The following is a 14,332-nucleotide window of genomic DNA, read 5'->3' as shown; positions in this document are numbered from 1 at the left end:
AGTCACCTCGGTCTGAGGATGGAAAAAGGCGATGGGACAGAAATTGCTCTTAGAAGCTAGGTTTCATCAACTCACCACAGTTGACAAAAGGCTACAAAAAAGGGCGGGATTCTTGTCCCGACCTCTCTACATCTGATCTTTTGCTTCTTTTAGTTTGCCATAAAGTATATAGCCTACTTTTTGCAGATCTGCTATGGTCGCACAGTTAAGGGCACACATGATCAAACGTAGATCTTCTTTCCAGCCTTGGACAATGCTAATCACTTCCTTGACTGAGTAAGTTTCAACCCATTCCAGAACGGTTCGTGACAATCCTACAGCCTTGGCACCAAAGACCAAGCACTTAATCATATCAAGAGGATTTCGAACCCCTCCGCTAACCAAAAGTTCGACCTTGTCTTTCCAGTCTTGGGCATTGAGAAGGGCTTGCATGGTGGACTGTCCCCATTGATTGAGGTAATCACGCTGACCACTGCGACGGTTTTCGATATAGGCAAAGCTGGTGCCACCACGACCTGACAGGTCAACCGTTCGAACACCCAGTTCATAGGCTCTTTCGATAGTCTTCACATCCATCCCAAAACCGACTTCCTTTAAAACGATAGGAACAGGGATTTGCTTGCTATAGTCTGCCAGATGCGAATACCAACTTCTGAACTTCCTTTCTCCCTCAGGCATGAGTAATTCCTGCATGACATTAACATGCACTTGGAGGAGGAGAGGATTCATCTCCGTCACAGTCTGCAAACCAAGTTCAACAGGCTTGTCCAAGCCAATATTGGTTCCAAGGAGGAGATTTGGATGGCTAGACTTGACAGAAAAAGTGTCGTCTGTTGGATCCTTGAGGGCCGCACTATAAGAGCCCGTCACAAACAAAATCCCACAGGCTTCTGCCACCTGAGCCAGCTTTTGATTGATTTCTCTCCCCTTATCGCTTCCACCCGTCATGGCATTGATATAAAAAGGAAAGTCCCACTTTCGACCTGCAAATTCTGTAGACAAATCAATCTCATTCAGGTCATAAAGAGGTAGGGAAGAATGAATCAACTCTACCTCATCAAAGCTATTATAGGAACTTTTCTGCTCAAGGGCATAGCGGATATGCTCGTCCTTACGATTTGTCGTCATGTCCTATCCTTTCTTGGTATAAGAGCTCAATCCCCAGATCGGCCCAGCGATTTTTTATGGTTTCAGTTGATTGCTCATCAAAACTCAAGGCAATCCCACAGTCACCACCACCAGCACCGCTACTCTTGGCAACAGCCTGCAAATCTTGACCGGCTTCTTTCAACTGTCTCAGCGAAGGTGTGTAAATATCTGCACTCAAGCCTTCTAAGAGTTGACTGGCTGTTTCCACCTGCTCGATGATTTTTTCTGCATGCCCTTGCTCCAAGGCTTCTACCAAAGCAGACACCGTTGCTTTTGAGGAACTTAAAAAACTCTGATTGATGTTTTGCTTGATTTGCTTGACCATGTCACTAGACACAGCTACTTCCTTGGTCCATCCAACTAGGAAATCACATTCTAGGGCAGGTTGTACGTGTGAGATAGAAAAGCCCCAAGCACGCTCCAAAACTGTTGCCAAGCTTTCTTCTTCCAACCAAGTAGCCACCTTTTGTCGATCAAAAGACTGGTAGAGAATCAAATCCTCTGCAACGATACAGGCAAGGTCTCCCATAGAACCATTGTCGCCTCGCTTGAGCAAGACCGCGCTTGCCAGCTTGAACAAGAGTTCCGGATCAACCGTAATATCATATAGAGCCAGCAGGGCCTTAATCACCAAGACAACGACGCTACCACTAGAACCTAGACCAAACTTTTTGCCTTCCCGTTCCATTTTTCCACGAATTTCCAAAGAAAAAGGTCTCAAGGTTTGCCCACGATAAACGAGGAAATCTCCCACTAAAGCAATCGTTTCTTGAATCAAGCTGTAGTCAGGATTTGGCGTCAAGTCCACTGCGAAATCAAACATGTCTGAGTAGATACGGTAGTTCTCAGAAAAAGCAATCTCAGCCTTCATATAGATGGGGATGGCCTTTATCAAGGCTAATTGCCCTGGCTCTAGAATAGCATATTCACCTGCCCAATAGAGTTTTCCGCAAGTTTTAACAACAATCATCTTGGCTCAAATCCTTTGTTTTTGACACAATCAAGCGGTAACGTTGACCAAAGATTTCTGACAAATGCTCCAAGTCTGTCTCCTGACAGAGAACCTTGACATTGGGACCAGCATCCATGGTAAAGTAGCAGGCTTCACCTTGCTCACGAAGCTGACGAACAAAGTCCATCGCTTCATAGGACGCATCCGTTAGATAAGAAAAGGCTGGACTAGCAGTTTTTGTTGTAGCGTGCATGGCTAGGGCATTTTTCTCCGTTAATTCCCCAACCTTGGCAAAGTTATTCTCTTTGAGATAAACCAGCATATCCTGATAATCCTTCTCGGACTGGCGCACCCAGTCGTCAAAAGTCGTCGAGGTTTCCACACAGAGTTTCATCCCATCACGGCTAGAGATTGGTTTTTTCTTGTCCTCCAGCACCAACATAATCATAGCTAGTCTCAAGTCTGTTTCTACAGGGTAAATCTCTCCACTATCCTTATCCCAGGCACCTAACGGTCCATAAAAACTACGAGAGGAAGAACCTGAGGCAAACTTAGCTTCCTGCGCCAACTGACTTCTATCCAATCCAAGCTGGAAATAAGCATTGCATGCCTTGACCAAGGCGGACAAACCGCTAGAACTTGAGGACAGGCCCGCTGCCGTTGGCATATTGTTTTGGGTATCAATACGGACAAATCCCTCACCTTCTGGACGGTAGCGGTCAATGATTTTGCTCATCTTGGCATGTTCTGCCTCATTTTGGAGCTGGTCATTGATATAAAAGGCATCAGCAGTCGCATCCGTCGGTAGAGACGACAAGGTCGTCTCTGTGTACATATTTTCCAAAGTCAGAGAGATACTGCTAGTAGCAGGAACCATCTCTTTTTCTTTTTTCTTTCCCCAATATTTGATAATGGCAATATTTGCGTAGGAACGTACTGTTACAGGCTTTCGATCCATGTCTGAACAGCTCCTTTCTCTTCTAATCGTTTTGCTAGTTCTTGCGCTTGGTCCAGATTGGCTACTAAGGCGATAATACAGCCCCCTAGCCCACCACCACTCATCTTGGCACCTAGAGCACCATGGCTAAGAGCTGTTTCAACGAGGGAGTCTGCCTCAGGGCTACTAACACCAATTTCTTTTAAATGTAAATGCGCTTGACTGAGAATTTGTCCCAGTCCCTCAGCATCTTTTCGTCTAATCGCATCTTCTGCTTGCTGGGTCAATTCTCCCAGGGCATGCAAAAACGGCAGAGCATCCTTCCCCTTGCTTTGAACCACTTGGATGGCTTCACGAGTGTGACCATACACGCCCGTATCTGCAATGACCAAATAAGCGGATAGGTTCATCTTAAGCTCTGTAAATCCAACGTTTTTAATAAAGCGAATGGGTTGGTCACTGAGGCAGGTCTTGGCATCCAACCCGCTTGGATTCATATGGGCAATCATCTCAGCCCGATTGACCAAGATTTCTAGTATATCATGAGGCAGGTTGGCTTGATAGTAGTCAAAAACAGCTCGAATGGCTGCTATACTGATAGCCGCTGACGAACCCATCCCTCGTTTTTCAGGAATAGCCGAGTCAATCACACAGCGAATGCAGGCCTCTTTGATATCCAAATACTCCAGCGAGGCATACACCGCCATGGATAAGGTATCCTCCTCATAAAGACGCCATGGACTTTCAGCAGGGACCACCTTGCAGGTCACCTCCACCTCTAAGAGAGGCAGAGAAATAGCAGGATAGCCGTAGACTACCGCATGCTCCCCTATTAAAATAATCTTACTATGTGCCTGACCGACACCAACTTTTTTTGTCATGTTTTCCTTTAACCAGACGAAAAGACCGTCTCATTTCATACAGTAGTATTTCCTTCTATCTATTTTATTATATTTTCACAAAAAAAGCGATTGTTTCCTTCACAATCGCCTCTTTCATTATTGAACCCATTCGCCATTATAGTTGACAAAATAGCCTTCTACAGTCGTATTCACTGCTAAAGTACCTGAACTATAAGCGTAGTACCATTTGCCATTAACCTGGAACCAGCCTGTCTTCATGTCACCATTATTTGCGTTTAGATAATACCAAGTTGAACCTTCCTGATACCAACCAGTTGCCATGGCTCCTGATGAACGGAGATAGTACCATTTGTTCCCAAGGTTTTGCCAACCAGTTTTCATATCGCCATTTGGTTGGTCTAAATAATACCAAGTGGTACCTTCCTGATACCAGCCAGTCGCCATGGCTCCTGATGAACGGAGATAGTACCATTTATTACCAAGATGTTGCCAACCTGTTTGCATGATGCCAGTTGTTGGATCTAAGTAGTACCATGGAGCAGGTTTGCTTCTATCAATGCCAAAAGTAACATGGAAATCTTGAGTCCAACCCTTAGCAACTTCACCAATTGGTAGTGGATTGTAAGAATCATCGCCAGAAATTCCTAGCTTATTTAAATAATACCAATTGCCGTCTTCATAAGTCCAGCCTGTCTTTACAGCATAATTATTATCAAAATAATAAGTTCTCTTTTCAGCAGATGGAGTATATTGTTCACCGTATACTTTTCCTGTATTTTCAGACGTTTTTGCCTCTAGTACTTGTTTATCTGTTTGTTCTAGCAAAGCACCATCTTGTCCAAAATAGTACCACTTCTGTTGAAGGCCAATTTCTAAGACTGGACGATTATTAAATAAATTATCACGATAACCTGTTCCATGAATTTCTACGTATTGCCAACCGACAACCATCTCTCCTCTATCACCAAAATAGTAAGTTTTACCGTCTATTTTATGCCAATAGATTGCTTTATGATCATCTTTTACATAATATTTTCTATTATCCTTATCAACAAATTGGCCACCTGTGGTATCCGCAAATACAGTATTTGTAGCTAGCAAACCAAAGAAAAATGTTGCTAGTGCGACTTGCATCATTTTTTTCAAAAATTTCATTAGATTTTTCCTCCATAACTGATTGTAGCAAAGACTTTACTGTATGTCAATATATAGAAACTTCTCAAAAAAAGCAGTTACAAAACTGCAACTGCTTTTCTATTCTTGCATGGTGTAACCAACACCACGCACGGTTTTAATGTAGCTTTTTTGACCTTTTACATCAAGCTTGCTACGTAGATAACGGATATAAACATCCACGATATTGGTTTCTGTTGCACTTTCGTACTTCCAAACACTTTCCAATAACTGCTCACGAGTCAAGACTTTCTTGCTTCCCATGAGAGTAGCCAAGAGGTCATACTCACGGCGCGTCAGAGCAATCATCTCCTCGCCACGATAAACGGTATGATGTTCTACATCCATACGCAAATTGCGGTAAGACGTTGGGACCTTCATCTGACTACAGTGTTGGTCGATAAAGTCCCGACCTCGGAAAATCGCTGAAATACGAGCTACTAGATTATCAATAATCACTGGCTTATAGATGTAAGAAACGGCGAAGCGCTGGATTGTCTCAATCTGGTCTTGCAATTCTTCGCGATGGTCCAAGACCATGATTACTGAGGCAGGTTTTGTCCGACTTAGCCTCTCTGCAAAATTCTGGGCCGTCATATCCCCCAGACGAGCATTCAGTAAAATCAAGTCATAATCTGTCTGGAGAGCCATGGAGAGGGCTTTTTGCCCCTCCTCGACCAGATCAACACGGTATTGCTCTTTTTGGAGTTCCAGACTGAGAAAATGAGCTAGATTTCGTTCTTTCTCAAGTAATAAAATCCGTTTCCCCATGGCAGACCTACTTATTTTTCGTCATACCAAGAGTAGTGGAAGGTTCCTTCTTTGTCTTTACGTTGGTAAGTGTGGGCACCAAAGTAGTCACGTTGCGCTTGGATCAAGTTAGCAGGAAGGTCAGCTGAACGGTAGCTATCAAAGTAAGTAATAGCTGCTGAGAAAGTTGGCACTGGTACACCAGCTTGAACAGCAAGAGCTACGATATCACGCACTGCTTGTTGGTACTTGGCAGTAACATCCAAGAAGTACTCATCCAAGAGAAGGTTAGCAAGATCAGCATCGCGGTTGTAGGCATCTGTAATCTTTTGCAAGAAGCGAGAACGGATGATACAGCCATCACGCCAGATAGATGCGATGTCCGCAAATGGCAAGTTCCAGTTGTTTTCTTTAGAAGCTACACGCAATTGTGCGAAACCTTGTGCGTAAGAAATGATTTTTGAGAAGTAAAGGGCTTGACGGATCTTTTCAATCAACTCAGCCTTGTCACCTTCAAATTTGAAGGCAGCTGGTTTTGGAAGGACCTTGCTAGCATGTACACGCTCTTCTTTGTATGTAGAGATGTAACGCGCAAATACTGATTCAGTGATCAGTGACAATGGCACACCAAGGTCAAGAGCTGATTGGCTAGTCCATTTACCAGTTCCCTTATTACCTGCGGCATCAAGGATGTAGTCTACGATTGGGCCATCTTGACCTTCATCGTCTTTGCGTCCAAGAATATCAGCTGTGATTTCAATCAAGTAGCTATCCAATTCACCCTTGTTCCACTCAGTAAAGATTTCAGCCATATCTTCTGCAGAAAGACCGAGCAAGTGTTGCATGAGGTCATAGCTTTCTGCGATCAATTGCATGTCACCATACTCGATACCGTTGTGGACCATTTTCACATAGTGACCAGCTCCATCAGGACCGATGTAAGTCACACATGGTTTGCCATCTTCTGGTGCTTTAGCTGAGATTTCTTCGAGAACATCAGCGACCAATTCGTAGGCTTCTTTTTGTCCACCTGGCATGATAGAAGGACCTTCAAGGGCACCTTTTTCACCACCAGAAACCCCAGTACCGATAAAGTTGATGCCTGAGTTAGCCAACTCTTCGTTACGACGGATGGTATCTTTGTAGAAAGTGTTTCCTCCGTCAATCAAGATATCACCCTTGTCAAGGTGTGGAAGAAGGGCTTGGATAGTTGCGTCTGTACCAGGTCCAGCTTGAACCATGAGCATGATACGACGAGGTTTTTCGATTGAGTTTACAAAGCTTTCCACGTCATAGCTTGGCACAAAGTTCTTTTCAGGATGGCAAGCAATGACATCTTCTGTTTTTTCTTTACTACGGTTGTAAATGGCAACTGTATAGCCACGAGATTCGATATTTAGGGCAAGGTTACGACCCATTACGGCCATACCTACGACACCAAAGTTAGCTTTTGTCATGTGACACTCCTCTTGTTTAATATGTTTTATTTTATCATTTTTACCTATGAAAGGAAAGAATTTTGTAACGGTCTCCTAGTAGTCCAAGCCATCAGCGTGACCAGAACCATTCCCTACAAAGTAACCCGTCTTACAGTTGAGGGTGAAGAGATAGGTTCCATCTGGTTTGTAAAGGTTGTAATAACCATTTCCGTTTACGATATTGACACGTTCTAGGATGTATTGATTTCCAGTGATATAGCCACGAGCACGTGATGTTGCTAGGATTTGTTCCAATACACCATCCGCAAACGTCCAAGCAGGGTTGTTGCTATCGTCTACAGCTGATTGGTTGTACGGTACACGACTAGCACTTCTTTGAAGATTAACCCCATCGCCAGACAAACCACCATTTGTATCTCTAACTGGTGCCGTGGTGCTTGTTGAAGGGGTCGTACTGCTTGCATTGCTTTCTGTAGCTGAGCTTGAGCTTGCTTGACTCGTGCTAGAGCTTGAACTTGAGCTGGAAGCACTGGTTTGTTGGCTCTTGCCAAGACTAATGGCCTTATCCAAGAGCTTGTCTAGTTCTGTGTTGCCTGTCTTGATTTCTGTAAATTTAGCGTCTGCTTTGACTTTTGCATTGGTATCCAAGACTCCGTCCGTAATAGCTGGGCTTTCAAAGAGGGCATTAACATCTTGAATGGCCTTGATTTGAGTTGCTAGGCTATCATATCTTGACTTAGCTAGTGTATAATCACGGCTACCTTCTAACTTATCTAGCAAGGTTTTCAGTTGGCTCAATTTATCAAACTGGCTGTTTTTCAGAGCTGTCTTATTGGCATCCGTATAGAAAGTATCATAGAGATCATTGAAGTCTTTCAAAGCTGTTTGTGTCCCTTTATCATCCGAAGAGGCTGCTTGAGAAGACTGGATTTCTTGGTTTGAACGAGATACTTGGCGGTAGACATAATATGTTCCAGCAAGCACAAGGATTGCAGCTACTACCGAAGCAATGATGATGACACCTTTCTTCTTAGAGCCTGTTTCAGGTTCTGTTTGAGCCGAACGTGATAGAGGTGTATAGGTCTCCTCTTCTCGTTCCTCATTTATTTCCTTGGGCTCTGTTTCTGTTAAAACGAGAGGCTCTATTTCAGCACTTTCTTCATCTTGAAGTGGTGGAACAAACTGAGTAGTCTCTTCTTCTATCTCTTCAATAGATTCTTCAGCAACCACGTCTGAATCGTCTACCTGATTAGAAGGTTCACTTGATTCACGAACTTCTTGGATCATTTCCTCTAGATTTTGAGTAGAAGTCAGTTCTTCTTTTTTAAACTGACGAGTTTCAAACTTGTCGGCTTCGATTTCTTCACGGTGCTGTTTGATGTATTTGTCTAAGATACTGTCCTCAGGCAATACTCCTGCTTCAACCTCTTCATTCTTACGAATGACTTGACCAACAGTCAAGTCTTTTGCTTCGTCAAAGTCGAATTGTGGTTCTTGATGTCCTTTTTTATGACGATCACGTCTTTTCTTACTCATGAGTTCACCTTTCTATTTTACCTCTTGGCGTTTCACACGCTGACCAAAGTATTGATACAAATCCACTTTTAAGGTCCCGTTATAGAGTTTTCGCTTTTTATCCGCTGGACTTCCGTACTTGCTTTCAAAAGCTTCGTCACTCGTCAGGATAAACTTACTCCACGTTTTCAGTGGTGCAAAGACTTGTCCCATCTCAGCATAGAGCTTGGTAACTCCTGCATCATCAGATAAGCGTTCCCCATATGGTGGATTGGAAATGATAACGCCATTAATCTTGTCTGTGCGTAAGTCCTGTACCCGCATTTGCTTAAAGGTGATATCACCTGCGACGCCTGCTGCTTGAGCATTTGCCTTAGCAATTTCCACCATGCGAGCATCTATATCACAGCCCATAATGTCCAGTTCCAGTTCACGATCAATTTTCTTAGCCACCTCTGTGCGAACTTCTTGGATTAGCCGATCACTGACCCAGTTCCATTCCTCAAAAGCAAAGGAACGGCGAAGGCCTGGTGCCATCTTTCTGGCAATCATAGCCGCCTCGATACAGAAAGTTCCTGAACCACAGGTCGGATCAATCAAGGGCTTGTCTGGATACCAGTTAGAGAGTTGTAAAATGGCCGCTGCCATATTTTCTTTGATCGGTGCTCCACCCTTTTCCGTACGATAACCACGTTTAAAGAGACTGGAGCCTGTCGTGTCAATCATGACAGTTGCCACATCTTTCAGGATAGATACTTCAATCTTAAACTCGGGACCAGTTTCCATCAAGGGAACTCCTTCTGGACGGGCATAGTGTTTTTGTAATTTCTTCACAACAGCCTTCTTGGAAATAGCCTGAACACTGGGCTCGTTGTGGAGTTTAGACTTCACACATTTTGCCTTTGATATCGGGAAACGTGCTCCTAGCGGGAGATAGTTTTCCCAATCTAGAGCAAAAACGCCTTGAAAAAGCTCTTCAAAAGTCTTAGCTGGAAAACTTCCGACTACAATCTTGATGCGATCCGCTGCACGAAGCCAAAGATTGGTCTCAATGATTGCCTTCACATCTCCTTGGAAGCGGACACGCCCATTTTCAACCTGGCAATCATAACCAAGGTCTCGCACCTCACGTCCAACGACAGCCTCAAGCCCCGCCGCAGCAGTTGCGATTAAATTAAATTGTTCTTTCATTTCTAGTCTTGCAAGACCTTTCTCTTGTTCACTTTAAAAAATGAGGTTGAGAAAGATTTCTCAGCCCCAACCTATATGCAATTTTCTATAAGCCATGTTTTGTTCCAGAAGTGACTAGGATCACTTCCTTCGATAATCATCTGTCTACCGCTAACAGCATAAAGCTGCTAGCAGTCAGAGTACTACGTTCGTTTCCGTGCACTCCATGCCCCGACCAAAATTTGGGTTGCTAGCTTGAGGGGTTTACCGCGTTCCACTCTCTCTGTTTCCAGAAAGACTCCGTCACTGTGGCACTTTCAAGCCTATTCTGACCTATCCGAAGACTTAGCCATTTCGACTGCCGTAACGATTTCTCGTCCCTAGGCTTATGGATTCGCCTAGCACAAACACTACAGGCATCACAGCCTGTGCTAGCATGGACTTTCCTCATGAAAAGAGAACCTCTTCACGCGATTATCCAAAAATTGCACTCATTCCTTAGTCAATTATAAATCTTGGTTGTCTAAGATTTGCTTACCAAATACTTCTTTTTCGAGACGATTTAAGCGTTTCAAAATATCAAAGTTTGTCATTGAGGTAGAAGCTGTTACTTCAATAGAGTCTGGTTGAGTTGGCGCTACCTGTGGTTTATGAGATAATTCTTCCTTCAAATCAGCAATCTCTTGACGAAGGGATTTGACCAAAGCTGCGTAGGTTTCATAATCCTTAATCACATCGTCTAGGAATTCATCTACCTCTGCTTTGCTGTATCCACGAACTTCACGTCCGAAGTCTTGTTCAAAAATATCTTTCGCTGAAAATATAATACTTGCCATGTCTCTCTCCATTCTGGGTTACTAGTATTATTATATAAAAAAAGACAAGTAAAAATCAAGGTCAAAGGCTTACTTTTCAGAAAAATTTTCTACTATTTCATTCAAGTCCTCAAATGTTAATCTTCTTGTAACATAGTCCGCTTGATTTTTCATCATTTGGTAAAAATATCGTAACTTGGTTTCGTTTTCTTCGTCGTAAAAAAGGTAACAAGTATCTGTATTTTCCAGCAGAAATTTCTGATAATCACGTAATTGTCCCTTGTGCTCATATTGTGGATAGGCGTATTTGACAAAATCAACTTGCTTGAACTCACTCAATTTCGCTTGATTTGCTTCATTCCAGTTACTGCCATGGGTTTCAAAATCAAAAATGGTCGCCAGTTGAAATCCATAGTCTGCCTTCATGTCTTTCGCCACCTGAAGCGCCCAGTACTCAAAGCCCAAAGTCCCTGTAAAAACAAGCCAGTTCACCCCATCCTCTGCTAGACGTTCCAGGTCTCTCCGAATGGCTGTTTTGATAATATCAACGCGAATATCCTTGTCATTAAAGAGACCAAGGTCGAAGGCTGAATAGCCTAAAATCAAGGCTGATGTCATTTTTAACCCTTTCTTTGTAAATTTATGATATAATAGAGTGATGTTATTGTACCAATAAGGAGAATTATGGTCAACTATCCACATAAAATTTCATCTCAAAAGAGACAAGCACCCCTATCACAAACTAAAAATTTCGCAAATCGGGGAATGTCTTTTGAAAAGATGATCAATGCTACGAACGACTACTATTTGTCGCATGGGGTAGCTGTTATTCACAAGAAACCGACTCCTATCCAAATCGTACGTGTCGACTATCCCCAACGAAGTCGTGCCAAGATTGTTGAAGCCTACTTTAGACAAGCCTCAACTACTGACTATTCAGGGGTTTATGATGGATACTACATCGACTTTGAAGCAAAGGAAACCAGGCAAAAACATGCGATACCGATGAAGAATTTTCATCTCCATCAGATCCAGCATATGGAACAAGTCCTTGCCCAGCAAGGAATCTGCTTTGTACTCCTTCACTTTTCTTCTCAGCAAGAAACCTACTTATTGCCGGCTATTGACCTCATCCGTTTCTATCATCAAGATAAGGGACAGAAGTCAATGCCACTTGGATATATTCGAGAAAATGGATATAGGATTGAGCCTGGGGCCTTTCCTCAAATTCCCTACCTCGACATTATCAAAGAACATTTACTAGGTGGTAAAACAAGATGAACAAACAAACTTTTCTGCGAATAGCTAAGTATGTCAGTATCAGTCTCTTAACTGTATTTATCGCAGCTGTAATGCTTGGTGGAGGTCTCTTCCTCTACTATGTTAGCAAGGCTCCAGAACTTTCTGAAAGTAAACTAGTTGCTACAACGTCAAGTAAGATCTATGATAGCAATGACGAGCTTATCGCTGATCTTGGATCGGAACGTCGGGTCAATGCCCAAGCAAACGAAATACCGACCGATTTGGTCAACGCTATTGTTTCGATTGAGGACCATCGCTTCTTTAATCACCGAGGAATTGACACGATCCGTATCCTAGGTGCTACCCTCCGAAACCTTCGTGGTGGTGGAGGTCTGCAAGGAGCTTCAACCTTGACACAGCAGTTGATCAAGTTAACTTATTTCTCTACGTCAACTTCTGATCAGACTCTTTCTCGTAAGGCCCAGGAAGCTTGGTTAGCCGTTCAGCTAGAACAAAAAGCGACTAAACAAGAGATCTTGACCTACTACATCAACAAGGTTTACATGTCAAACGGTAACTATGGAATGCAGACAGCTGCCCAAAGTTACTATGGCAAGGATCTCAAAGATTTAAGTATTCCTCAACTGGCTCTCCTTGCTGGTATGCCTCAGGCTCCAAACCAGTATGATCCATACTCGCATCCAGAAGCCGCTCAAGAACGTCGTAATCTCGTCCTCTCTGAGATGAAGGGGCAAGGTTACATTTCAGCTGAGCAATATGAAAAAGCGATTAATACTCCGATTACAGATGGACTTCAAAGTCTAAAATCGGCTAATAGTTATCCTCCATACATGGACAACTATCTCAAAGAGGTAATCGATCAAGTCGAACAAGAAACAAGCTACAACCTCTTAACAACTGGTATGGACGTCTACACCAACGTTGATCCTAAAGTTCAACAACATCTCTGGGATATCTACAATACCGACGAGTATGTCAACTATCCTGATGATGAAATGCAAGTAGCTTCAACGATTGTGGATGTGACAAACGGGAAAGTTATTGCTCAGTTAGGTTCTCGTCACCAATCAAGCAATGTTTCCTTCGGAATCAACCAAGCTGTTGAAACCAACCGTGACTGGGGTTCTACCATGAAGCCAATCACAGACTATGCTCCTGCCTTGGAGTATGACATCTACGATTCAACTGCTTCGATTGTACATGATGTTCCTTATAACTATCCTGGAACAGATACCCCTGTTTACAACTGGGATAGAAGTTATTTTGGAAATATCACCATCCAATATGCTCTCCAACAATCTCGGAACGTTACAGCTGTAGAAACCTTGAATAAAGTTGGTTTAGACAGAGCCAAAACCTTCCTAAATGGACTTGGTATTGACTATCCAGATATGCACTATGCAAATGCCATTTCAAGTAATACAGCTGAATCTAACAAAAAGTATGGAGCAAGTAGCGAAAAGATGGCTGCTGCTTACGCAGCTTTTGCTAACGGTGGTATCTACCGCAAGCCGATGTATATCAACAAAATTGTCTTCAGTGATGGCAGTTCAAAAGAATTCTCTGATCCTGGTACTCGTGCCATGAAAGAGACGACAGCCTATATGATGACGGATATGATGAAAACTGTCCTGGCATATGGAACTGGTCGTGGGGCATACCTCCCATGGTTGCCACAAGCTGGTAAAACTGGTACATCAAACTACACGGATGATGAGATTGAAAACTACGTCAAGAACACTGGTTATGTTGCTCCTGACGAAATGTTCGTTGGGTATACTCGTAAATATTCAATGGCCGTTTGGACTGGTTACTCAAACCGCCTTACTCCTATCGTTGGTGATGGCTTCTATGTTGCTGCTAAGGTTTACCGTTCAATGATGACTTATCTGTCTGAGGATAACAACCCTGGCGACTGGACTATGCCAGAAGGCCTCTATCGAAGTGGTGAGTTCGTCTTTAAAAACGGTGCTCGTTCTGCATGGACTGCTCCTACTCCGCAACAGGCCCCAACACCTGAAAGTTCGAGCTCGACATCAGAAAGTTCAACTTCACAGTCAAGTTCAACTACTCCAAGCACGAATAATAGTGCAAACAATAATACCAATAACCAGCAACCAAATACAACCCCTGGTCAACAAAACCAGAACCAAAATCAGAATCCTCAACCAGCACAACCATAACATTTATCACCCAGATTTTTCTGGGTGATTTTTTCATAGCACTATTGCATTTATGTGCTTAACAAAAGCCTGAGAAGACATCTTCTTAGGCTTTTTCTGTACTATAAACCTCATTGGGAAAGA

Annotated in this window: 13 protein-coding genes and 1 other RNA gene; 2 read left to right on the top strand and 12 right to left on the bottom strand. The window is 43.1% G+C overall.

What is annotated here, in order from left to right:
* Positions 1–126: 126 nt before the first annotated feature.
* From fni to MK385_RS07260, 12 genes are all read right to left on the bottom strand, one after another.
* Positions 127–1,128 (bottom strand): type 2 isopentenyl-diphosphate Delta-isomerase, encoded by a 1,002-nt coding sequence (fni, locus tag MK385_RS07315; protein ID WP_268725694.1) that lies wholly within the window; start codon positions 1,126–1,128, stop codon positions 127–129.
* On the bottom strand, positions 1,112–2,119 hold the full coding sequence (locus tag MK385_RS07310) for a phosphomevalonate kinase (RefSeq protein WP_268725693.1): 1,008 nt from the start codon (positions 2,117–2,119) through the stop codon (positions 1,112–1,114). Before MK385_RS07310 ends, fni begins: the two co-directional genes overlap by 17 nt.
* Positions 2,106–3,059, bottom strand: coding sequence for a diphosphomevalonate decarboxylase (mvaD, locus tag MK385_RS07305; RefSeq protein WP_268725692.1), 954 nt, complete (start codon positions 3,057–3,059; stop codon positions 2,106–2,108). Before mvaD ends, MK385_RS07310 begins: the two co-directional genes overlap by 14 nt.
* Positions 3,041–3,919 carry a mevalonate kinase gene (gene mvk, locus MK385_RS07300; protein ID WP_268725691.1) on the bottom strand — a complete coding sequence of 293 codons (879 nt, stop codon included), beginning with the start codon at positions 3,917–3,919 and terminating at the stop codon, positions 3,041–3,043. The genes mvaD and mvk overlap by 19 nt, the downstream gene beginning before the upstream one ends.
* Positions 3,920–4,036: 117 nt before the next feature.
* Positions 4,037–5,056 (bottom strand): choline-binding protein CbpC, encoded by a 1,020-nt coding sequence (cbpC, locus tag MK385_RS07295; protein WP_268725690.1) that lies wholly within the window; start codon positions 5,054–5,056, stop codon positions 4,037–4,039.
* A 99-nt stretch (positions 5,057–5,155) separates the two neighbouring features.
* On the bottom strand, positions 5,156–5,845 hold the full coding sequence (locus MK385_RS07290) for a response regulator transcription factor (RefSeq protein WP_268725689.1): 690 nt from the start codon (positions 5,843–5,845) through the stop codon (positions 5,156–5,158).
* Between the two features lie 11 nt (positions 5,846–5,856).
* Positions 5,857–7,281, bottom strand: a complete 1,425-nt coding sequence (gene gndA / locus MK385_RS07285; protein WP_070567259.1) for an NADP-dependent phosphogluconate dehydrogenase — start codon at positions 7,279–7,281, stop codon at positions 5,857–5,859.
* A 75-nt stretch (positions 7,282–7,356) separates the two neighbouring features.
* The gene (mapZ, locus tag MK385_RS07280; protein WP_268725688.1) at positions 7,357–8,799 is read right to left on the bottom strand and encodes a cell division site-positioning protein MapZ; all 1,443 of its coding nucleotides are present in this window, start codon (positions 8,797–8,799) and stop codon (positions 7,357–7,359) included.
* 12 nt (positions 8,800–8,811) lie between these two features.
* Positions 8,812–9,969, bottom strand: coding sequence for a THUMP domain-containing class I SAM-dependent RNA methyltransferase (locus tag MK385_RS07275; protein ID WP_129313670.1), 1,158 nt, complete (start codon positions 9,967–9,969; stop codon positions 8,812–8,814).
* An 83-nt stretch (positions 9,970–10,052) separates the two neighbouring features.
* Positions 10,053–10,434: RNase P RNA component class B (gene rnpB / locus MK385_RS07270), an RNA gene on the bottom strand.
* 20 nt (positions 10,435–10,454) lie between these two features.
* A complete protein-coding gene (gene gpsB / locus MK385_RS07265) occupies positions 10,455–10,784 on the bottom strand; it encodes a cell division regulator GpsB (protein ID WP_033630347.1) in 330 nt (109 codons plus the stop codon).
* 69 nt (positions 10,785–10,853) lie between these two features.
* Positions 10,854–11,381: an SLOG family protein gene (locus MK385_RS07260; RefSeq protein ID WP_000199579.1), complete on the bottom strand. Its 528-nt coding sequence runs from the start codon at positions 11,379–11,381 to the stop codon at positions 10,854–10,856.
* 66 nt (positions 11,382–11,447) lie between these two features.
* Between MK385_RS07260 and recU the strand changes: the two genes are divergently transcribed.
* Positions 11,448–12,044, top strand: coding sequence for a Holliday junction resolvase RecU (gene recU / locus MK385_RS07255; protein WP_268725687.1), 597 nt, complete (start codon positions 11,448–11,450; stop codon positions 12,042–12,044).
* Positions 12,041–14,209 (top strand): penicillin-binding protein PBP1A, encoded by a 2,169-nt coding sequence (pbp1a, locus tag MK385_RS07250; protein ID WP_268725686.1) that lies wholly within the window; start codon positions 12,041–12,043, stop codon positions 14,207–14,209. Before recU ends, pbp1a begins: the two co-directional genes overlap by 4 nt.
* Positions 14,210–14,332: the final 123 nt, after the last annotated feature.

The sequence above is a fragment of the Streptococcus oralis genome (genome assembly GCF_026782125.1).
GTDB classification, from domain to species: domain Bacteria; phylum Bacillota; class Bacilli; order Lactobacillales; family Streptococcaceae; genus Streptococcus; species Streptococcus oralis_CE.
This window is presented reverse-complemented; position numbering and strand designations above follow the sequence as displayed.